At 35.7% G+C, this 20,968-nt stretch carries 19 protein-coding genes, 1 tRNA gene and 1 pseudogene; 5 read left to right on the top strand and 16 right to left on the bottom strand.

The genetic code is table 11. The features are described 5' to 3' along the window. Positions 1 to 53 precede the first annotated feature (53 nt). From G5B32_RS07970 to G5B32_RS07955, 4 genes are read right to left on the bottom strand one after another with little or no spacing between them, the layout of a single operon-like run. Positions 54 to 1,325 carry a glucose-1-phosphate adenylyltransferase gene (locus G5B32_RS07970; protein WP_165291006.1) on the bottom strand — a complete coding sequence of 424 codons (1,272 nt, stop codon included), beginning with the start codon at positions 1,323 to 1,325 and terminating at the stop codon, positions 54 to 56. Between the two features lie 2 nt (positions 1,326 to 1,327). Then, on the bottom strand, positions 1,328 to 2,746 hold the full coding sequence (locus G5B32_RS07965; RefSeq protein ID WP_165291005.1) for a glycogen synthase: 1,419 nt from the start codon (positions 2,744 to 2,746) through the stop codon (positions 1,328 to 1,330). Between the two features lie 29 nt (positions 2,747 to 2,775). Further along, on the bottom strand, positions 2,776 to 4,686 hold the full coding sequence (gene glgB / locus G5B32_RS07960; protein ID WP_165291004.1) for a 1,4-alpha-glucan branching protein GlgB: 1,911 nt from the start codon (positions 4,684 to 4,686) through the stop codon (positions 2,776 to 2,778). A 7-nt stretch (positions 4,687 to 4,693) separates the two neighbouring features. Continuing rightward, the gene (locus tag G5B32_RS07955; protein WP_165291003.1) at positions 4,694 to 7,144 is read right to left on the bottom strand and encodes a glycoside hydrolase family 31 protein; all 2,451 of its coding nucleotides are present in this window, start codon (positions 7,142 to 7,144) and stop codon (positions 4,694 to 4,696) included. Positions 7,145 to 7,394: 250 nt separating this feature from the next. Between G5B32_RS07955 and queA the strand changes: the two genes are divergently transcribed. After that, positions 7,395 to 8,444 carry a tRNA preQ1(34) S-adenosylmethionine ribosyltransferase-isomerase QueA gene (gene queA / locus G5B32_RS07950; RefSeq protein WP_165291002.1) on the top strand — a complete coding sequence of 350 codons (1,050 nt, stop codon included), beginning with the start codon at positions 7,395 to 7,397 and terminating at the stop codon, positions 8,442 to 8,444. Positions 8,445 to 8,520: 76 nt separating this feature from the next. Next, on the top strand, positions 8,521 to 9,213 hold the full coding sequence (ispD, locus tag G5B32_RS07945) for a 2-C-methyl-D-erythritol 4-phosphate cytidylyltransferase (protein ID WP_165291001.1): 693 nt from the start codon (positions 8,521 to 8,523) through the stop codon (positions 9,211 to 9,213). A gap of 12 nt (positions 9,214 to 9,225) precedes the next feature. Here ispD and G5B32_RS07940 read toward each other — a convergent pair whose 3' ends face one another. From G5B32_RS07940 to G5B32_RS07900, 9 genes are all read right to left on the bottom strand, one after another. Continuing rightward, a complete protein-coding gene (locus G5B32_RS07940; protein WP_149913551.1) occupies positions 9,226 to 9,378 on the bottom strand; it encodes a lmo0937 family membrane protein in 153 nt (50 codons plus the stop codon). Positions 9,379 to 9,470: 92 nt separating this feature from the next. Further along, positions 9,471 to 10,241, bottom strand: a complete 771-nt coding sequence (locus G5B32_RS07935; RefSeq protein ID WP_165291000.1) for an MBL fold metallo-hydrolase — start codon at positions 10,239 to 10,241, stop codon at positions 9,471 to 9,473. 1 nt (position 10,242) lies between these two features. Continuing rightward, positions 10,243 to 10,512 carry a hypothetical protein gene (locus tag G5B32_RS07930; protein ID WP_165290999.1) on the bottom strand — a complete coding sequence of 90 codons (270 nt, stop codon included), beginning with the start codon at positions 10,510 to 10,512 and terminating at the stop codon, positions 10,243 to 10,245. A 20-nt stretch (positions 10,513 to 10,532) separates the two neighbouring features. Beyond that, positions 10,533 to 11,540, bottom strand: coding sequence for a glycosyltransferase (locus tag G5B32_RS07925; RefSeq protein WP_165290998.1), 1,008 nt, complete (start codon positions 11,538 to 11,540; stop codon positions 10,533 to 10,535). 4 nt (positions 11,541 to 11,544) lie between these two features. After that, positions 11,545 to 12,495: a glycosyltransferase family 2 protein gene (locus tag G5B32_RS07920; RefSeq protein WP_165290997.1), complete on the bottom strand. Its 951-nt coding sequence runs from the start codon at positions 12,493 to 12,495 to the stop codon at positions 11,545 to 11,547. 24 nt (positions 12,496 to 12,519) lie between these two features. Further along, entirely contained in the window at positions 12,520 to 13,125 is a 606-nt protein-coding gene (locus tag G5B32_RS07915) for a DUF4199 domain-containing protein (RefSeq protein ID WP_165290996.1), read from the bottom strand. 3 nt (positions 13,126 to 13,128) lie between these two features. Beyond that, positions 13,129 to 13,797: a hypothetical protein gene (locus tag G5B32_RS07910; RefSeq protein WP_165290995.1), complete on the bottom strand. Its 669-nt coding sequence runs from the start codon at positions 13,795 to 13,797 to the stop codon at positions 13,129 to 13,131. 4 nt (positions 13,798 to 13,801) lie between these two features. Then, positions 13,802 to 15,067: a dihydroorotase gene (locus G5B32_RS07905; RefSeq protein ID WP_165290994.1), complete on the bottom strand. Its 1,266-nt coding sequence runs from the start codon at positions 15,065 to 15,067 to the stop codon at positions 13,802 to 13,804. Positions 15,068 to 15,259: 192 nt separating this feature from the next. Then, positions 15,260 to 15,829, bottom strand: a complete 570-nt coding sequence (locus G5B32_RS07900; RefSeq protein ID WP_165290993.1) for a UbiX family flavin prenyltransferase — start codon at positions 15,827 to 15,829, stop codon at positions 15,260 to 15,262. 349 nt (positions 15,830 to 16,178) lie between these two features. Between G5B32_RS07900 and G5B32_RS07895 the strand changes: the two genes are divergently transcribed. Continuing rightward, entirely contained in the window at positions 16,179 to 16,832 is a 654-nt protein-coding gene (locus G5B32_RS07895) for an ankyrin repeat domain-containing protein (protein WP_165290992.1), read from the top strand. Here the strand turns inward: G5B32_RS07895 and G5B32_RS07890 are convergent. Further along, positions 16,833 to 18,119: pseudogene (locus G5B32_RS07890) on the bottom strand (DUF2851 family protein). A 23-nt stretch (positions 18,120 to 18,142) separates the two neighbouring features. Continuing rightward, on the bottom strand, positions 18,143 to 19,198 hold the full coding sequence (ribD, locus tag G5B32_RS07880; RefSeq protein WP_165290989.1) for a bifunctional diaminohydroxyphosphoribosylaminopyrimidine deaminase/5-amino-6-(5-phosphoribosylamino)uracil reductase RibD: 1,056 nt from the start codon (positions 19,196 to 19,198) through the stop codon (positions 18,143 to 18,145). Positions 19,199 to 19,263: 65 nt separating this feature from the next. Between ribD and prmC the strand changes: the two genes are divergently transcribed. Both prmC and G5B32_RS07870 read left to right on the top strand, forming a co-directional pair. After that, positions 19,264 to 20,124: a peptide chain release factor N(5)-glutamine methyltransferase gene (prmC, locus tag G5B32_RS07875; protein ID WP_165290988.1), complete on the top strand. Its 861-nt coding sequence runs from the start codon at positions 19,264 to 19,266 to the stop codon at positions 20,122 to 20,124. 255 nt (positions 20,125 to 20,379) lie between these two features. Next, a tRNA-Lys gene (locus G5B32_RS07870) sits at positions 20,380 to 20,452 on the top strand. Here G5B32_RS07870 and G5B32_RS17315 read toward each other — a convergent pair. Further along, positions 20,450 to 20,962, bottom strand: a complete 513-nt coding sequence (locus G5B32_RS17315) for a hypothetical protein (RefSeq protein WP_240899027.1) — start codon at positions 20,960 to 20,962, stop codon at positions 20,450 to 20,452. The genes G5B32_RS07870 and G5B32_RS17315 overlap by 3 nt on opposite strands. Between the last annotated feature and the right edge of the window lie 6 nt (positions 20,963 to 20,968).

Genomic DNA, 20,968 nt, shown 5'->3' with positions numbered 1-20,968 from the left:
TAAAAATCCTATAATACTAAGAAAGGCTTCAAAAATTTTTGAAGCCTTTCTTTTTAATGTCCAATAACGGTTCCGTTTGGAATTATAGCGTTCTTTTTGACTACCACGATTCCATCACAGATAGTGTAATGTTCAGAATCTTCATCAGCTAAATGCGTACCTCCTACGATTCGCACATCATTACCTATCCTACAATTTTTATCAAGAATAGCGTTTTCAATATAACAACGCTCGCCTACTCCAATTGGAGGTGGTTGTTGAGAATAAGTCATATTTACAACTTCGCTTAAATCTTCATAATAATCAGATCCCATCATATAAGTACGTTTAATTACTGTTCCTCTACCTATACGAGAACGCACACCTATTACAGATTGCTCCACTTTATCACTCATGATAATACACCCATCAGCAAGTATAGCATTATTAAGAGTCGATCCAGACACCTTCGATGGTGGCAACATCCGTGGGCGTGTAAAAACTGGTTCGCCAAATAGATTAAATAAAGGAATATTATCAGTCAAACTTATATTCGCTTCAAAGAATGAGGCTATAGTACCAATATCTGTCCAATAGCTGTCAAATGGAAAACTTAAGACCTTACTTTTGCCTATCGCTTCTGGAATAATTTCCTTACCAAAATCCATCCCTGGATTTTCAGCCAATAATCTCGTCAACACCCCCTTCGAAAACACATAAATCCCCATAGAAGCAAGATAATTGCGACCTTGATGCGCTAAATTTTCAGAAACTTCGGAGGTCCAATCTGGTAATAAATCTGAAGAGGGTTTTTCAATAAATGCTGTTACATCCCCATTCTCACTAGATTTTAGGATACCAAATCCTGTAGCCTCTTTGCCAGTAACAGGTATTGTACCAATAGTGATTTCCCCACCATTCTTTACGTGAAAATCTACCATGGCTGCATAATCCATTTGATACAATTGGTCTCCGGAGAGAATCAGTACATAATCATAATCAACATTGATTAAATTCTTTTGAGTACGTCGTACCGCATCAGCTGTTCCTTCAAACCATCTATCCCCCTCGTTGGTCTGTTCAGCAGCCAAAATATCAACAAAACCTTTACTGAACACACTAAAATTGTATGTATTCTTGATATGCTTATTCAGTGACGCTGAATTATACTGCGTTAGAACAAAAATCTTGTTATAACCTGAATTAAGACAATTTGAAATAGGAATATCGACCAATCTATATTTTCCTGCTATTGGAACTGCTGGTTTGGAGCGCTGGTCGGTCAACGGATAAAGCCGAGTTCCTCGACCTCCTCCTAGTACAATGGATACAACTTTGTGTGACATAATTATTTGAGTAGATGGTTATATAAATCTATATATTTTTGCGCTGATTTTTCCCACGAAAAATCCAACGACATTGCTTTCCTTGTAATAACCGACCAATCTTTTTCTTTTGAATAATAAGCTAATGCTCTTTGAATAGCATCGACTATACTTTCAATAGTGAAGTCGTTAAAAACAAATCCATAACCATCCTCTTGACTCACGTCTAGGACTGTATCTTTTAATCCTCCGACGCCTCGTACAACAGGAATAGTTCCATATTTAAGTGCATAAAGCTGGTTAAGGCCGCAAGGTTCTACACGGGATGGCATTAGGATTACATCTGATGCCGCGTAAGCTTCATGTGCTAAAGCTTCATTGTATCCAAAATATACAGCGATTTTGGGCGCGTATTTTGTAAATACATTCTCAATATCTTGTTGTATACTCGAATCCCCTGAACCCAATATAAATATAGTTAATTTATTTTCATTATTCGAATAGAAATTATCCAACACCGACGCTAAAATATCAGCTCCTTTTTCGTGCGCAAACCTTCCTATGTAGGTTAATAAAAGACCATCACTCGATATGCCATTATTTGCACAAAAAGCTTCTTTATTTTTTCGTTTACCACTCTTGACCGTTCGTGCGTTGTATTTACTGTTAATTAACGGATCTTTCGAAGGATTCCAAATTTCGGGGTCAATACCATTTACGATTCCATGAGATTTATAAGCTTGCTCGACAAATAAACTTTCCAAACCTTTCGCTTCGTGAACAAGTTCCCCTAAATATCCTTCTGAAACGGTGGAATAAGCATCGCAACAACGAACAGCAGAAGATAAAGGATTTATAGAGCCACTCCAATCTAATAAACCCCACTTCCATGTATCGAAACCAGGTAATAATATACCTTTGCTCCAATTCATCCAGCCTTGGTATTGGCCATTGTGAATGGTAAATAATGTTTTAATAGATGATAACTCCTTAAAGTCATTTCCATTTTTGAGCAAAAAAGGAATTAATCCAACATGATGATCATGACAATTTATAACATCAGGACGTATATTATTTGTCAAAATCCAATGTAAAAAAGCATGCTGGAATGCTAACCACTGCTCACTATCATCCGCATAACCATACACTTCAGAACGATCTAAATACCCAGGTATCTTAATTAAATATAAGGGGAAACCCAAATTCGTTTCTTCGTGATGGTAGATGGTATAATTTAAATATTGTGACCCTTGATAAAATCCTCCTTCAGCAACCACTTCAAAATCGTGAGATTGTATATACGGTTTATTATACCATGGCATGACTACACTTGCGTCAATCCCAAGCTTACGTTGATATTTTGGTAAAGCGCCAACCACATCTGCTAATCCTCCAACTTTAGCCACTGGATAACACTCCACACTTAAATGAATGACATTCATACAGTATTTTTTGTTTAGGTTGTAATTTATTAGGTTGTTAATTTTAATATCACCCCTCCTAAAGGAGGCAATTTCAAACTCACTGAATTATCTTGATTCATCCAATGAATTGCATCTGATTTTATATTACCGATATTCACCCCAGAGCCAAAATATTCAAGCTCGTCAGAATTAAAAATAACCTCCCAATTGCCTTTGGAAGGCACGCCAATACGGTATCCTTCGCGCACTACAGGGGTTAGATTTAATACAACGACCAGGTCATTGTGTCTATCATGACCTTTACGGACATAGGCCAAAACACTATTATCAGCATCGTTTAACTCTAACCACTCGAATCCCTCTGGGCTAAAAGCTTTTTCGTATAATGCAGGCTGCTCTTTATAAGTAGCATTTAGTTTTTTCAAAAATTCGAATAAACCTTTATGTGGAGGAAACACCATTAAGTGCCAATCTAATGATTGATTAACATTCCATTCCGAGGTTTGACCGAACTCTCCTCCCATGAATATCAATTTTGTTCCCGAAAAAGTATACATGAATAAATACAAAGCACGCAGGTTAGCAAATTTTTGCCATTCATCGCCAGACATTTTATTCACTAAAGACTGCTTACCATACACTACTTCATCATGGGACAAGGGCAACATAAAATGTTCATGGTAAGCATACACAGATGAAAATGTCAATTGACTATGATGATATTTACGATGAATAGGATCTTCTTTGAAATAATTTAATGTATCATGCATCCAGCCCATCATCCATTTCATTCCAAAGCCTAATCCACCATCGTAAGTCGGCTTACTAACGCCTGGCCAGGATGTAGACTCTTCGGCAATAGTCTGTACATCGGGATAATTTGAATAAACTGCTTCATTGAATTCTTTCAAGAAATATACCGCTTCTAAATTTTCTCGACCTCCAAATTCATTTGGAATCCATTCTCCCTCATTTCTAGAATAATCTAAATACAACATGGAAGCTACAGCATCTACACGTAAACCATCGATATGATAACGATCCAACCAAAATATCGCATTACTGATTAAGAAAGAACGCACTTCATTTCGTCCATAATTAAAGATGTACGATTTCCAATCGGGGTGAAATCCTTTTCGAATATCTTCATGCTCATATAAAGCCGATCCATCAAATCGATAAAGACCGTGTGCATCACCTGGAAAATGAGAAGGCACCCAATCTAAGATTACACCAATTTCATTCTTATGCAACTGCTCGATTAAATACATCAACTCTTGTGGTGTACCATAGCGAGAAGAAGCTGCAAAATACCCCGTTATTTGATATCCCCAAGATGGATAATAAGGATGCTCCATAATAGGCATAAATTCGACATGCGTAAACCCTAGTGATTTTACATACGGAACCAATTTTTCAGCTATCTCACGATAAGATAATAATCGATCAGGGTTATATGGGTCTCGTATCCAAGACCCAATATGTAATTCGTACACAGACATAGGACGATCTAAACGATTTCGTTCGTGTCGATCTCTCATCCATTTATCATCCTGCCACTGATGCCATGTTGTAGAAACTACAGAAGCGGTTTTAGGTGGAATCTCCATAGTTAGGGAAAATGGATCAGCTTTTTCCAATATTTCCCCAGAATACGTTTCAATACGATATTTGTATACTTCACCAATACCGATATTGAAGATAACGCCTTCCCAAATACCACTTTCATCCCAACGGACATACAGTTCATGGCTATAAGGATTCCAACCATTGAAGTTACCTATCACTGATATTTTTTTCGCATTGGGAGCCCATACAGCGAAGTATACCCCCTGACGTCCATCTAAAAATACAGTTTGGGAACCAAATTTTTCATACAGACGAAAATGCTTTCCACTTCTAAATAAACTGATATCAAAATCAGTGAATAAAGAAAATACTTCAATAGCTTTACTCATAATTGTATTATTCAATTGTTAATTTTTTGAAATCATTGTCCACAAGAATGTATTTATCTCCATTCTCATCTGTTTGGAAGTCTAATGTAATTCCGTCTACTACCACTTTTTTGGGAACAAAAGGTAATCCTATAGGATAAATTTTATAATCATCATATCTCTCTGTAAATAGTCCTTCGCGTTGTTGCAATAGCTTGACACTATTCTTGGTACTATTTTGAATAAAATGTTTCTCTAAATAAATATTTTGTTCGTAAGCAAAAGTATCGCCGTGATCGGTGTAACCGTAGCTATGATGTTCACCTTCGTCGAAATACATTAATAATTTCAAGGATTCAATTTTCTTTTCTCCTGTATATTGCATGACAGGATATTCCGCCATCACAGTTCCAGCTTTAACAAAAATGGGCATTTCGTCCAGAGGAGTTGCTATTTCAATTTCATTGGCACCATTATATAACGTATTACTAAAATAGTAATACCAATTGCCCTGCGGCAAGTATACAACTTTCGTTTTTTGTCCTGGATTTAATACTGGTGATATCAAAATTTTATCTCCAAATGCAAATTCTTCTTCGCGTAATAGATTTTTATACACATCTTGTTCTAACATCGCCACTGGTCGCAAAATCGGCAAACCATACTTGTGTTGTTGCCAAAAAATAGAATAAATATAAGGTAACAATTTATAACGTAATTCAATAAATTTCTTACAAATTGCTTCCCATTCTGGACCAAAACTCCAAGGTTCTCTATCCACTGTATCTCCGGCAGAGTGAACACGCATAAATGGAGAAAAAACTCCGAATTGCATCCAACGGGTGTATAATTCTCCATCAGGATTACCCGTGAATCCGCCAATATCGGTTCCACAGAAAGACAAACCCGACATGGAAAGACGTTGTAATTGTAAAGTGCCTATTCGTAAGTGTTCCCAAGTTGCAATATTATCACCTGTCCATACGGAAGAATAGCGTTGCGTACCTGAATATGCAGCACGCGTAATAGTAAAAGGACGTTTATTTTTATACAATTTCTTCAATCCATCGTATGTAGCACGCACCATTTGCATACCATAGATATTGTGTGCTTTGCGGTGTGAACCACGATATCCTTCATAATAATGGCGTACATCGTCAGGGAAAGTGCCTTTACCAAAAATTGCAGGCTCATTCATATCGTTCCAAAAGCCAGCTACACCATCCTCAACAAGTCCTTTATATAATCCACCCCACCATTCTCTTACTTTTGGATTGGTATAATCTGGGAATTGACAACGTCCAGGCCATACAAATCCCTCCATAAAGTAGTCATCTCCACGACGACAGAAGTATTTGTTCTCCTGGCCTTCTTTAAATACCCAATAATTTTCATCGACCTTAATACCTGGGTCAATCATTACCACTGTTTTAAAGCCATTGGCTGCCAAATCCGAAATCATCTGCTTAGGATCTGGAAAGTATTTTTTATTCCAAGTGAAACAGCGGTAGCCATCCATGTAGTCAATATCTAAATAGATAGCATCACAAGGAATTTCTCTTTTACGGAATTGTTCGGCCACATGTCGAACATTAGCTTCTGGATAATAACTCCATCTACATTGATGGTATCCTATTGCCCAGAGAGGAGGTAAAAAATGCGTACCTGTTAATTCTTGATAACGCTTTACAACATCAATCAGTTGAGGTCCATGGATGTAATAATATTGTAACTCCCCACCTTCGGACCAAAAACTAGTTTGATCATTATGTTCTGCTGCGAAATCAAAATAGGTTTTAAAAGTATTGTCAAAGAAGATGCCATAAGCGTCTCCACCTGTCACACCCAAATAAAATGGAATTGTTTTATATAAAGGTTCTTGATTGAATGCATAAGAGTACGTATCCGAGTTCCAATTAATAATACGTCTACCTCTTAGATTTAGATGCGATGCTTTATCTCCACAACCAAAGAACACTTCATCATCAAAAGCTTTCTTCGTAGCGTAAACATAATATCCACCAAAGTCTTGATTTTCCTCCCAGTGCATTGGAGAATAATCCGAATTCATTAGTTTTCCTTTAGCATCTGAAAAAGACACCAAAAAATCTTTCTTACTTATAGTACATGTAACATTATTTGTGATTACATGATAATTTTTGTCGTCTTCAGAAACTTCAAAAGCATGCGGTTCATGTTCTTGTTCGATCACAGCATACGAAAAGTCATCCAAGAAAACACCTATTGGTGCTAATCTCACTCGGATAATATCATCCGATACAATTTTGATTTCTACTCTTGCTTTACCATCTGAAAAAATAAAGTTATTCCCCTCTTTAGCAAAGCTTTTAACATCTTGCAAATACGTTTTTTCGATTGTTGGTAAATCCAACACAGGATTATTTACGTGTTGAATATTTTCTAAGGTCTCCTCAGTAATAAGGTCAGAAGCTATCCCTTCTTTCTTTGTATCACTCATGATTTAAATAGTAATTAGTTTAGTCTGATTGTTTAATGCATTTTAAATTACAATTATTTTTCATAATCTTTTAATTAATTTTCATTTTTTTATTTCTATATCTAAAAACACTTCATATTCTCAAAACGTTCAAATCTCATTTTATCATCATATATTTGGAGTGGATAGAATATTTTATATTAAAATTCATACCTTTGTATGCTTTTAGCCTGCCCTGTAAGTAGGCGAATAAAACATAAAACTGATACACATGAAATTATCACAATTTAAATTCAACTTACCTGAATCTCTATTAGCTAACGAACCTTCTGAACAACGCGATGAAGCACGTTTAATGGTACTTCACAAGGACACTGGTAAAATTGAACATAAAATTTTCAAAGATGTCCTAGATTACTTTGATGATAAGGACGTAATGATTTTGAATAACACGAAGGTATTCCCTGCTCGTATGTATGGAAACAAAGAGAAAACTGGTGCTACAATCGAAGTTTTCTTGTTGCGTGAATTAAACAAGGAATTACGTTTATGGGATGTATTGGTTGATCCAGCTCGTAAAATCCGTGTTGGTAATAAATTATATTTCGGTGATGATGATTTGTTAGTGGCTGAAGTAGTAGATAATACAACTTCTAGAGGACGTACTATTCGTTTCTTATTTGATGGTACTGACGAAGAATTTCGTCGTAACATTGAAATTTTAGGTGAGACTCCACTTCCAAAATATATCAAACGTAAAGCTACTCCAGAAGATAAATTCCGTTACCAAACAATTTATGCTAAAAACGAAGGTGCTGTAGCGGCTCCTACTGCGGGTCTTCACTTCTCTCGCGAGTTAATGAAACGTTTGGAATTAAAAGGTATTGACTTTGCTGAAATTACACTTCACGTAGGTTTAGGAACATTCCGCACCGTAGAAGTTGAAGATTTAACAAAACATAAAATGGATTCCGAGCAATTCATTATTACAGATGAGGCTGCTCGCATAGTTAATAAAGCTTTAGATAACAAAAGACGCGTATGTGCTGTAGGTACGACTTCAATGCGTGCTATTGAATCTTCAGTATCTGCTGATCGTCGTTTGAAACCTGCTGCAGATTGGACAAGTAAATTTATTTATCCTCCATACGATTTCTCTATTGCAAATTCGATGATTACAAACTTCCACACTCCAGAATCAACACTTTTGGTAATGATTGCTGCATTTGCGGGATATGAAAATGTAATGAATGCATACGAAGAAGCTGTAAAAGAAAAATATAAATTCTACAGCTATGGAGATGCCATGTTGATTATTTAAGATTTTAAGAATATTTCAATATTTTTGAGCGTGATTGGTTTTCAGTCACGCTTTTTATTTATCTACATTGAATAATATGTTAAGTCGAGTCGTTATTATAGCTGCCGGTGGTACAGGATCCAGATTAAATGCTAATCTTCCTAAACAATATATGTTGCTAAACAACAAGCCCGTGCTTATGCATACGATTCAGGCATTCGAAAATCATGTAGATAAAATAGTGGTTGCGATTCATGCCGAGATGGTGGACTATTGGAATGAATTATGCCAAGAAAATCAATTTAATATTCCTCACGAACTGGTTCTCGGGGGTAAGACTCGATTCCAAAGTATTCGAAATGCTATCAATTATTTGGAAACCCGCTTTCCAGATTTCTTTTTTAATGAAGATAGCACGATAGCCATTCACGATGCGGCAAGACCTTTAGTAGATTCTGATTTAATAGAAAAATCTTTTGCATTGGCTTTCGAGGGAAAATCAAATGTATTAGCTAACAAAAGCACTAATTCAATTCGTATTGGCAGTATAAATGAAAATGATGCCGTGGATAGAGATACGGTTTGGCAAATACAAACACCACAAACCTTTCCCGCTCAAGTATTATTAGAAGCTTATCAGCAGTTGGAACTGCCAACATTTACGGATGACGCTTCGGTAGTAGAAAAAATTGGCTATTCCATCCATCTCATTGAAAGCAGTCATAAAAACTTAAAACTAACTTTTCCTGAAGATTTTGAAATAGCCAAACTGTATTTGAATACAAAGTAGTGCTTAACTTACTTAAGCATTCCCTCGTATTACACGTAATAAAACTACAATGATTGCAATTACCAACAGGATATGAATAATTCCGCCTGTTGCATAGCCTCCTAAAAAGCTAATCGCCCATATAATTACTAATATTACTGCGATTAAATAAAGTAGATTTCCCATATTTCTAAAATTTATAATTGAACTTAGTGTGTAAATTATGTTATTTTAGAGTATAACAATCAGGAAAAAAAAAGGTTTGAAAAACGATAAACTTATTTTATCTCTACACAAAGTTGGTCGTATGCAGGGAATACATTTTCAGGTAGAATGGATTGAATATACTCATGTGTCCCAAAGCGGTGACTAATATGAGTAAGGTAGGCTTTTTTCGGATTAATATCTGCAATGAATTGCAAAGCTTCGCCTAAGGTGAAATGTGAAATGTGTGCGGATTCTTGCAACGCATTCACGACTAAGACTTCTACTCCTTCCAAAGCAGATCTTGATTCTTCAGAAACAATCTTAGCATCTGTGATGTAAGCGAAATTCCCTATTCTAAACCCTAATACAGGCATTTTGTAATGCAATACTTCGAAAGGAAGAATTTCTGTTTCTAAAATAGTAAAACTATCTAATGGCTGAATTTCCTTTAGTTCCAGTTGGGGTACACCAGGATATTTTATTGCAGAGAAAGCATAATAAAACTCACGTTGCAAAGCTTCTAAAGTTGCCGTATTTGAATAAATAGTAATAGCTTCCTGTTGCTGGTAATTAAATGCACGTACATCATCCAACCCTGCTATATGATCTTTGTGCGAATGTGTCATCAATATAGCATCCAGATGTTTTACGCCATCACGCAACATTTGATAACGAAAGTCTGGACCAGTGTCAATAACGATATTTCGGCCATTGTCCAATTCAATTAAAATAGACGAACGTAAGCGATTGTCATGTACATCTTTCGAAGTACAAACCTCGCAATCACAAGCTATAACAGGTACACCTTGTGAAGTTCCGGTACCTAAAAATCGAATCTTCAAACTATGCCTCTTGTTTTTTGATTAATGTTTTATAAAATGTCCATTGCTTTTCATCCAAATCTTCTTTAGAAACCTCAAATTCTCTCAACAAAGAAATCAATGAATTGATTTTGATCTCCAAATTGGAGAATTTGTTCACAATAATCATTTTTGTATTCTGAATCACACAAGCACCCGTTTTGAAATTTCCTTTTTCATAACGAACCTTGTATCCCAAATCTAATAATAGATTCTCTATTTTATCTAAATTATATTGAGTAATTGAAATCACGATACATTTTATTAGTGCTATTACATGGATGTATTTTTGTGCAACCAAATACGATCTATATAATTTGTCATAAACCCCGTTCCGTATGCAAATAACTGCGTATATGCAGCTATTATTCCATTGACTGCAACAGAAATACTTCGCGTCGTAATCAATGCATGTAAAAATAATAATGCGGTATAAACCACTAAAAATGTATTACCAAGATACACCAAAATCTCGAGCGGTCTAAAATCCGTAAAAATCGAAAAATTAATGATATTCAATACTATTAAGGTAATAACTCCGAATGTAAATATTGCCGGTAAAGCGTGCACTAATTTTAATTCCGAAGGATACAAGATAGAAATATCGATTCTCCCCTTTCCAAAAGCATTCGTCTGTTTATAGAATTGCGGAAAACTCGTTCTACGCTTGTGATAAACGTGCGCTTCAGGTATTAAACCGACCTTATATCCCGAATTTATCATTCGAATACTAAATTCAATATCTTCCGACCGACGCGATAATTTATAGCCTCCTATCGTTTCAAAAATCTTTCGGGAAATACCCATGTTGAAACTACGTGGATGAAATTGACCGACATGTGTTTTATTACCGCGAATACCTCCTGTAGTAAAGGGACTAGTCATCGAATAACTAATAGCTTTCTGAATAGTAGTAAAAGATTCATGCGCAGCATCTGGTCCTCCAAAAGCATCCCAACTTTCTTGTTCTATTGCATTTTTTACTATTTGCAAATAGTCTTTTGGCACCAGAATATCCGAATCAAACACAATAAAGTAATCGCCTTTGGCATGAGCAAAACCATAATTTCGCGCAAAACCCTGTCCTTCGTTTACTTTTTGGTAATAATGAATATCCAACTTTTTGGCAAAAGATTGAACAATATATTCTGCAGGATTACTCGAGCCATCCTCCACCACGATGACCTCAAACGAAGTATACGTCTGTGCCAACAATGTAGTTAGCAACTCCTTGATTTCGTCAGGTCTATTGTATAATGGAATGATTATCGAGAAAAACATAGGATTAGACGACACGTTCAATATGGTATTTGTTTCTTTCTGAACTATTACGAGATAATAACTCCGCAATAAATCCTGTCAGGAACAATTGCGTACCAATCATAATAGCTAACAAAGACAAATAGAATAAAGGTTGATCTGTGACATTGCGATACGGCGTACCATTGGCGATACTCATCAATTTCTCACAAATCAAATAGAAAGTAATAAAGAAACCGATAAGGAAACTTACTACACCTACAGGACCGAAAAAGTGCATAGGACGTTTCCCAAACTTTCCGACAAAGAATATAGACATTAAGTCTAAAAATCCTTTTACGAAACGCCCAGGACCAAATTTTGTCGTACCATATTTTCGTGGATAATGTTGTACTACTTGCTCTTGAATATGCGTAAAACCAGCCCATTTCGCTATCACAGGAATATATCGGTGCATTTCGCCGTATACCTCAATACTTTTTACGACATCTTTTTTGTAAGCTTTCAACCCGCAGTTGAAATCGTGCAAATTATGTATCCCTGAAACACTTCGTGTTACCGAATTGAATAATTTGGTCGGAATAGTTTTGGTCAATGGGTCATAGCGTTTTTGCTTCCACCCGGAAACTAAATCTGCTCCTTGATTCATGATTCTATCATACAACTCTGGAATTTCATCCGGACTATCTTGTAAATCCGCATCCATGGTGATAACTACATCACCTTGAGTGGCCGCGAAACCTACATTCAATGCTGCAGACTTACCATAATTTCTTCTGAACTTGATACCAGAAATCTGCTCATGCGATTTCTTTAAATCCAAGATAACTTTCCACGAATTATCCTTACTCCCATCATCCACCAAAATAATTTCGTAAGAAAAATTGTTTGCAAGCATTACGCGACGAATCCAATCCGTTAATTCGGGTAAAGATTCTTCTTCGTTATACAAAGGCACTACAACAGATATATCCATTTTTATCGTACTTATTTCGTATGATTAATTAAAGTTTGTGGGCTTAGATTGAGAAAGTTTCTCATTGCGCGTAATAGCAGCTAAGATTAAAGAAAAGATAAATTGCATTAGGATAGAAATCATCAGACTTCTGAAAGTATCTTTTAATGTAAGCTGCCCTAAAGAGTTCATTTGTTCTTCTAAGGTAGCCACTCTCGAATCGATTACATCGTCAGGAGCACCACTACTTTCCAATTGCTCGATAGTAACATTAATCGTATTGCGCAATACCTCTTCTTGTAAACCAGGATTGATAGTATGCACATAAATCATAGTGAATACTGTCGCAAGCACAGTAGAAATCAACAACATCAAAAAAGTTGATTTCAGTGCAATCGAAAAGTTCCAAAAACCTCCATTCTTTTTACGTAAGGTGTAAGCAAACACCAGCGCAATGACCATATATAAAATGGTATTAATAGCATATGACAAGCCTGTTAATAGCCAAAAAGTTTGAATACTTTTGCTAATATTCAAAACTACAATTCCTAACACTAAGGATATTAAGCCAAGGATTAAGCCATATTTGATACTTTCTTTTTTGTTATAAGTAGCATCAAAACCTGCTTCAGCGAACTTTTCTTCAGCCATAATTTATTTGTTAAAATTAACGATAACTTGATAAATAGCTGTTTCATACGCTTTATTAGCTGCATGCGCAGAGAACTCATCTAGTTGTTTTGAGGTAGGATTTGGCTCGTAGAAGAAAGAAACGATAGGATTAAACAATTCGTACAATTCTTCCATAGGACCTACAGTTTTTGCTACTTTCGCGATTTCAGAATAATCGGATTCTACCAAAATTTGATTAGCAATCACTTTTTCATAGATACGGTGCTCATCTTGAAACTCATCTTCTTCTACCAATAAGAATTCTTTTAGATAATCATCCAAATCTGCTTCAATTTCATCGTCAGCACATTCTTTCAAATACAAAAAGATATTCAACAATTCTGTCCCACGATCCAAAGTATCTTCTTCGATTTGCTCCCATTCTTCCGAATCCAAATAATCTTCTTCCAATTTTTGAACGTCTTCTGCGAAGAAATTAATCATCAACAAATCAAAAGCTAGCTCTCTTAACTCTTCAAAGGTCTGAAAATCATCAAAAACCGCATCTAAAGCATCCACTTTCTCCATAAAAGGAGCACTTAATTGAAACGCATTTTTTAATGCCGAAAGAAATTCAGCACTTTCAATATTTTCGATAGATGCATAAGAAGCAATACCTGCTTCTAACGCATTTTGTACTTTTTTGTCCATAGTATTAATTATTTATAATTAATTGATTGTTATTCACAACCAATTTAACTTTACCCACTAATTCAGATCCGAATAATGGATTATTTTTGCCTTTTGATTTATTTGACTTTTCATCAAAAGTCCATTTCTCTTTACTATCAAATACTACCAAATTCGCTTTAGCACCTTTTTCGATAGTTGGTAATTCCAAACCTACCACATTGCGTGAACCAATTACTAATTTATCAACAATTTGTTCATCTGACAAACCAGCTTTTACCAACAAAGGTATTACCGTTTGCAAGCCCGTAATACCGTTCTTAGCAATATGGAATTCTACAGCTTTAAATTCTATTTCCTGAGGAGTATGTTGAGAGACTACTGCATCGATAACTCCTTCTTTCAATCCCTTTAACAACGCTTTTACGTCATTTTTGGTGCGTAAAGGAGGACTTACTTTGTAATTGGAATCAAATCCTATTACATCATCATCTGTAAAAACAAGATTATGTGCAGCCACATCACAAGTCACTTTTAAGCCTTTTGCTTTAGCTTTCTTGATTAATTCTACGGATTCAGCTGTAGAAATAGTCGTGAAGTGAATAGGAGCTTCGTTGTATTCTGCTAAGTATAAATCACGAGAAACCATTAAAGCTTCCGCTAGATTTGGAATACCTTTCATACCCAAATAAGTGCTCATCACACCTTCATTCATTTGATTTCCTCCTGCCACAGATTCATCCTGAGCGAAAGAAATAATCAAACCATTAAAGCCTTTTGAATATAACAATGCTCTGCCCATCAATCCCGCTTGTTGTACACTGCGCGTACCATCACAAAAAGCAATAGCACCATTTATTTTCATGTCGTACAATTCAGCCAACTCATTGCCTTCACGCTTTTTGGAAATCGCGCCAATTGGATGAACATCTACTAAATTTCCCTTTGCGGCATTCACTACCAAAGAAACTTCCGCTCTGCTTTGAATAGAAGGGTTTGTATTTGGATGTACAGCTATTCCCGTAAAACCACCTGCCGCTGCAGCCGCAGTACCTGTACTAATATCTTCTTTAGTTTCGTAACCAGGCTCACCGATATTTACATTTAAATCGAAGAATCCTGCACTTACAACTGAACCAACAGCATTTATAGTTTGAATATTATCTGAAACCTTTAATTGATCCGCTATATCTGCAATTACTCCATCTTTTATTAAAATATCGACTTGTTGACCATTTAAAGCATGACCTGGTGAAATCAATTTAGCAGAAGTAATTAAGAATGTACTCATGGATATTAAATCTTGAAAAAAATTGGGGTTTGAAATTTTATTTGTTGGGGAAAACACAAGCTATAATATACAAAGTCCATAAAATGCGCACATAGGTTGCTCCATAAATAGACAATATTTTTGTGTTTTTTCATCAAAAGACAAATGTACACAAAATGCTTTTACAAGAGAAAGGATTTTAATCGCTAATCGTCATTTCTCTCCCCAACGATACATATCTATTTTCAAATCCAATAATGATAACACACGGTCTACTACAGTTGAAGCTACATCCTCCATGGATTGAGGCAAACTATAAAATGAGGGTGAGGCAGGACAAATAATCCCTCCGGCCTGTGTAACAGTAGCCATGTTATTGATGTGAATTAAATTTAAAGGCGTTTCGCGCGTAACCAAAATCAGCTTGCGTCGCTCTTTCAAAACAACATCTGCAGCTCGTGTAGTCAAATCAGAAGAAGTGCCTGTCGCAATACGTGCTAATGTACCCATAGAACAAGGACATACAATCATGCTATCATATTGTGCCGATCCAGAAGCAAAGGGAGCCATAAAATCATTTTTTGAATAAAATGGAAAAGCATAATCTTTATAAGACTCATTGCCCAACTCATATTTCCATACATCTTTAGCATTATCGGACATTACCACACCTACGTCAGCTATCTGCTCGCTTCCTATTGTTGTCAATTTATCCAAAAGTACTTTGGCATAAATAGAGCCTGAAGCGCCCGTTATAGCTACAATTATCTTCCTTTTATTCATATAAAAACAAAGCTAAATAAAAAAGGGTCGAATAAGAAATATTCGACCCCTACATCTACCTATGAAAAACATGCCCTTGGGGAGGGCATTACAAAAGTAACAAAGGTTCTGTTAACTACAAGGGAAAAGTATTAATTAATACAAATTGCATATGTATTTGTAGTTATAATACTACAAAAAAACATCACTTTACGCAACCGATTGCATAACTTTTCAATACTTATTATTTATTTTATTTCTTCAAAATTTAAATAGTAAATCTTTTATTAACGAAGTCGATTTTTTTTACCCTAAGTGTTCCATTAATTTGAATATTTTTGTTTACTTCGAAGGATAAACACTAGAAATTATGGGGATTACGAATCTAGAACAATACATTGAGACTGGAAATCATTTGGACTTAGAGCATTTATTAAGAAGTGATGCCTCTTTGCTCAAGCAAAAAACAAGTCATGATATTTCACCTTTACTCCTAGCTTGTTACTATAATAAACCTCAGATTATTCAAGTTATTCTCAAATACACCAACAGTATCACCATCCATGAAGCTTGCGCGGCTGGGTTATTGCAACATGTGCAAATGATGCTAGAACACAAAAATGATATAATTGAAGAATTCTCTACCCATGGATTCACTCCATTGGGTATAGCTAGTCATTTCAATAAAGAGGATATTGTTCGCTTATTATTAGCTCACAAAGCGGATCCTAATATTCCTTCTCAAAATGGTTATCAAGTTTATCCATTACATGCAGCACTAAGCAATAATAATAGTAACATCAGTAAAATGTTAATTGAAGCAGGAGCTGAAGTAAATATAAGACAACATGGAGGGTTTACACCCTTACATTTCGCGGCCCAACATGGAAACATTGATTTAATAATAATCCTATTAGAAGAAGGTGCCGATATTTCCATTCTCACAGATACAGGCGAATCTGCTTCCGATCTAGCCGATAAAAAAGGATTCAGAGAAATTGCAGAAATTCTACAATTAAACTAATTAACGGCTCAATAAAGCGTAACCAATAGCACAATCTAAACATCTTTTAGTTGTACAATATTGTTTGTACAGATGAATCAAAGCCTGAGATTCTCCAGCGGTCTTAGCACAAATACCTTGTGTTTGATATGATTTTACTATAGTGTTCTTTTCTACAGGCAAAACTTGTAACCAGTCTAAAGCTTTTTGGTGTAAGCCTTGGTTCCCAACATATCTGCCATATGAGAATAATACTGGCACAAAAGCATTTAAAATTATATGATCTATAAAATCCCGAGTGAGGGTAGTATTATGATCTTTGGATAATTTGTGGAAGTGAAAATGATTCTTCCAATATGAAGAAGTTTGGATACCGTTTAAATCTTCTTTTAAAACTTCCAAACTCTCTACCTGCAAAAATTCAAACCACTGTACTCGTTTATGAAGCAAACCACTAAACTGCGCCAAACGAAAAGTTGGAAAATTATAAGGGCGCATTCGCAAAAACTTCCATTCGATAGACGACAATCCTCGAAAGCCATGTAAATGATTCAAATATTCATACTCCTCTTTTAACTCGGTAAAATAATCCTCTTGGTAATTTTTCCCCGTTAAAAATCCTGCACAACCAAATAATAAAGCTTCTAATTTTAATGGATCATCCGCGTATTTATAAAACAGGTTGATATTCATTTGCGTCATTAACTTCTCGAAAGCTTCATTATTGACTTTCATCCCAAAAGCTCTTGCTAATGCAATCAATTGAACTTTTTGCCATTCATAGCTCGTGACTTTTGCCCACGAATCAACCATTACCATTTTTGATTCCAAGCGTTCAATGATTAATCGATCAAGCCAATTAGAGATGGTGAACTCCGTTACTTTAGGTAATTGTTTTTCGCAAGCAATCCACTGCTCATTCATCATGAGATGATGGTATTTTTCGAGCAGAGATTGATCTATATAATCTTTCAAGATCAACGTAGGAATTTAGGTTCCATCCAAACGTTTGATTTTTATGTTTTCAGGATTTTCCCATACGACATGTAGTATCGTAGAATTATAACGCGGATCTAAATGATGATGATGGTATTTCCAATCCAAAGAGCTGACATGTAATTCAATATTTCCAATCCAAATTCTATTTTGAATTTGAATTTTAGCCAATTCGAAATCTGCGCCAGCATTGGTATTGAGCTGACCAAAATCTAATATCCGCAGCGATTCACCGTGCGTAGTAAGTAAGTTAGTCTGATTGATTAATTTATAGCGCCATATGAAATGAAGCAATTTTTCCGGCAACTTCATACCGAAAAATTAAAGAAATAATTTTAATTTTTGAAATAAATTTTTAACTCATTATTTCCAACTAGTAGTTTCTCACGCGCGGACTCATTTATTTGTGGAGCTGGAATACCATTTTCCCAAATCGTGTCTCCTACAATAACTCGAGCTTCATCCCAAAGCCCAGCCTCCATAAAAAGTTTAATAGTCTTCACCCCACCTTCGATGATTATCGATTGCACATCCATCAAATACAATTGATATAATATGTTTTGCGGAAGATATAAATCAAAATTTTCTAATTCGATGTATTTTAAATGTCCATTCCAATCTGTTTTCTTAGCATTGAAAATAATCAAATCAGAATCTTGAGCTAAAAATAGATTAGCATCATCACGAACCTCTAGATTTTTATCTATTAATACACGTTTCGGCGATTTACCCTTCCACAATCTATTTGTTAAGGTCGGATTATCAACTAAAGCAGTACGTTTGCCCACGAGAATTGCATCCTCTTCCGACCGCCATTTATGCACCAGTTGTTTGTTGGGTGTATTCGAAATCCACTTTTGTTCTGCCTCCGTAGGTGCAAAGAAGCCATTTTTAGTTTCCGCCCACTTCAAAATTACGTATGGTCGAAACTCGCTGATACGAGTAAAAAAACGTCTATTCAAAAATTGACATTCTTTTTCTAATACCCCGACTACCACTTCGATGCCAGCTTCACGTAATTTTTGAATTCCTAACCCATTTACTTTCGCAAAAGGATCCAAGCAGCCTACTACGACTTTCTGAAACTGAAGCGACACCAACATATCAGCACATGGAGGTGTTTTGCCAAAATGCGCACAGGGTTCCAGAGAAACATAAATTGTCGACTGTTGGAAAAGACACTTTGCGTTTTCCTCTCCTAATAAGGCAATTGCATTTTGGACGGCATTAACTTCCGCATGAGGACCTCCATAAGGAGAAGTATATCCTTCACCTATAATTTTATCATCATGTACAATCACTGCGCCTACCATCGGATTAGGACTTACGGTCCCAGCTCCCATCTCCGCCAATTCCAAACAACGTTTGATATATTGTTCCTCTTTTTGCATAGTACAAACTTAGCATTTTGTCATATTTAAAAGAAAAGCCTCGCATAATATTGTAAGTTTGCACTATGGCTACAACGTGGAAAGACATAGAACTTCGCTACCAGCAACATCTTGCAACGCTATATCCTGCAGATGAAATTAAAGCAATTTTCTTATTAATTGTAGAAGAAATAGCAGGAATAAAATCTTCAAAATATATTCTCGAAAAAACGAAATCAGCAGAGATTTATGAAGAAAAACTAAATGTCATACTGGAAGAATTATATTCCGGAAAACCTGTGCAGCATATCCTTGGAAAAGCTGATTTCTACGGCGAAGTATTTGAAGTAAATAGTCACACATTAATCCCGAGACCCGAAACAGAAGAACTTGTTCATCTGATTTTACAAGATTATAAAAACAAATCTGCTGTAAAAGTAATCGATATCGGTACGGGAACAGGATGTATCCCCGTTACGCTTCAGAAGCATTTAAAAGAAAGTAATTTGTGGGCAGTAGATATTTCACCTGAAGCGATTGAAGTAGCAAAACGCAATGCTGCTAAACTAAATCAGCCTGTGCAATTTATTCTTGCCGATATATTGGAGTGGGAATTTATGTTTTCAGAACCTCAAGGTTTTGATATTGTAGTGAGCAACCCGCCTTACATTACACCAAAAGAAATGCAGGAAATGCATGCCAATGTATTGAACCACGAACCACATACAGCTTTATTCGTTGAAGAATCAGCTCCTTTACTTTTCTACGATTACATTACTGATTTTGCTTTATATCATTTAAAACAGGACGGAAGTTTATATTTTGAAATTAATCAATACTTGAGTCTAGAAACGGCAGATTTGATACGCAAAAAAGGTTTTGCAGATTTAGAAATTTTTAAAGATATCAACGGTGTCGATCGAATGATTCGAGCGAGACGATTATAATATTCAATTATGAGTCTTATTTTTCTCCTTTCCTGGCAGAGAGTTTTGAAAAATAATCATTGGAATTAGCAAAAAGAGCCTCCAAGCATTGCATTCTGACTTTAATCTAAAAAATATAATTAAAAATAATTCTCTTTGCGTGAGAGTTTTACAAAAAAACAAGGATTTTTCTGCTTCAAATATTTGCACTTTAACAGAAAAAACCTACCTTTGCATCACTTCAAACAACGAAGGATAATTCAAAAAAAGAATTAGGATTCCGTAGCTCAGCTGGTAGAGCAATACACTTTTAATGTATGGGTCCTGGGTTCGAGTCCCAGCGGGATCACTGATTGGGACAAATCTGAAAACAACAGATTTGTCCCATTTTTTTACCTTGTAACTTGTTGTTATTCTGATAGATAAGAGTGATGGCGGAATTTAATCGGGCGGTTCGATGTTGTGTACCGTCAAATTCCAAAAATTCGGGGAACATCGAACCAATTATAGCACGTTTTTCCTCATTATTACCGTTTTCATAGCGTATATCAATGTTTGAGACCTTTTTTAATGCAGAAGCTACCAAATCTTTTATCTCTGTTCCAACGCCTGCCAAGTCATTCAATTTCGTTTCCAAATCCTCAATCTTCCCTTTGGTCAATTTCTTTACTTCTTGAAAATCGTCATCTGCCATTTCTCCATCCGCATTCTTTAAAAGCGCTTTTTGATAGCGTTTGTTCAACGCATCAATCTCATCTATGATATTTCCCCGTTCGGTGTTTTGGGCTTTGGTCTTGCTGTTGAAGTCTTTTATAAAGGCTTTGATAAAAACATCGACCATTCCCTCTTTTGGCGACATATACCG

Origin of the sequence: Sphingobacterium sp. SGL-16, from assembly GCF_011043515.1 — a bacterium.
GTDB lineage: Bacteria > Bacteroidota > Bacteroidia > Sphingobacteriales > Sphingobacteriaceae > Sphingobacterium > Sphingobacterium litopenaei.
The sequence above is the reverse complement of the archived record's forward strand: the minus strand, read 5'-3'. Positions and strand labels throughout refer to the sequence as shown.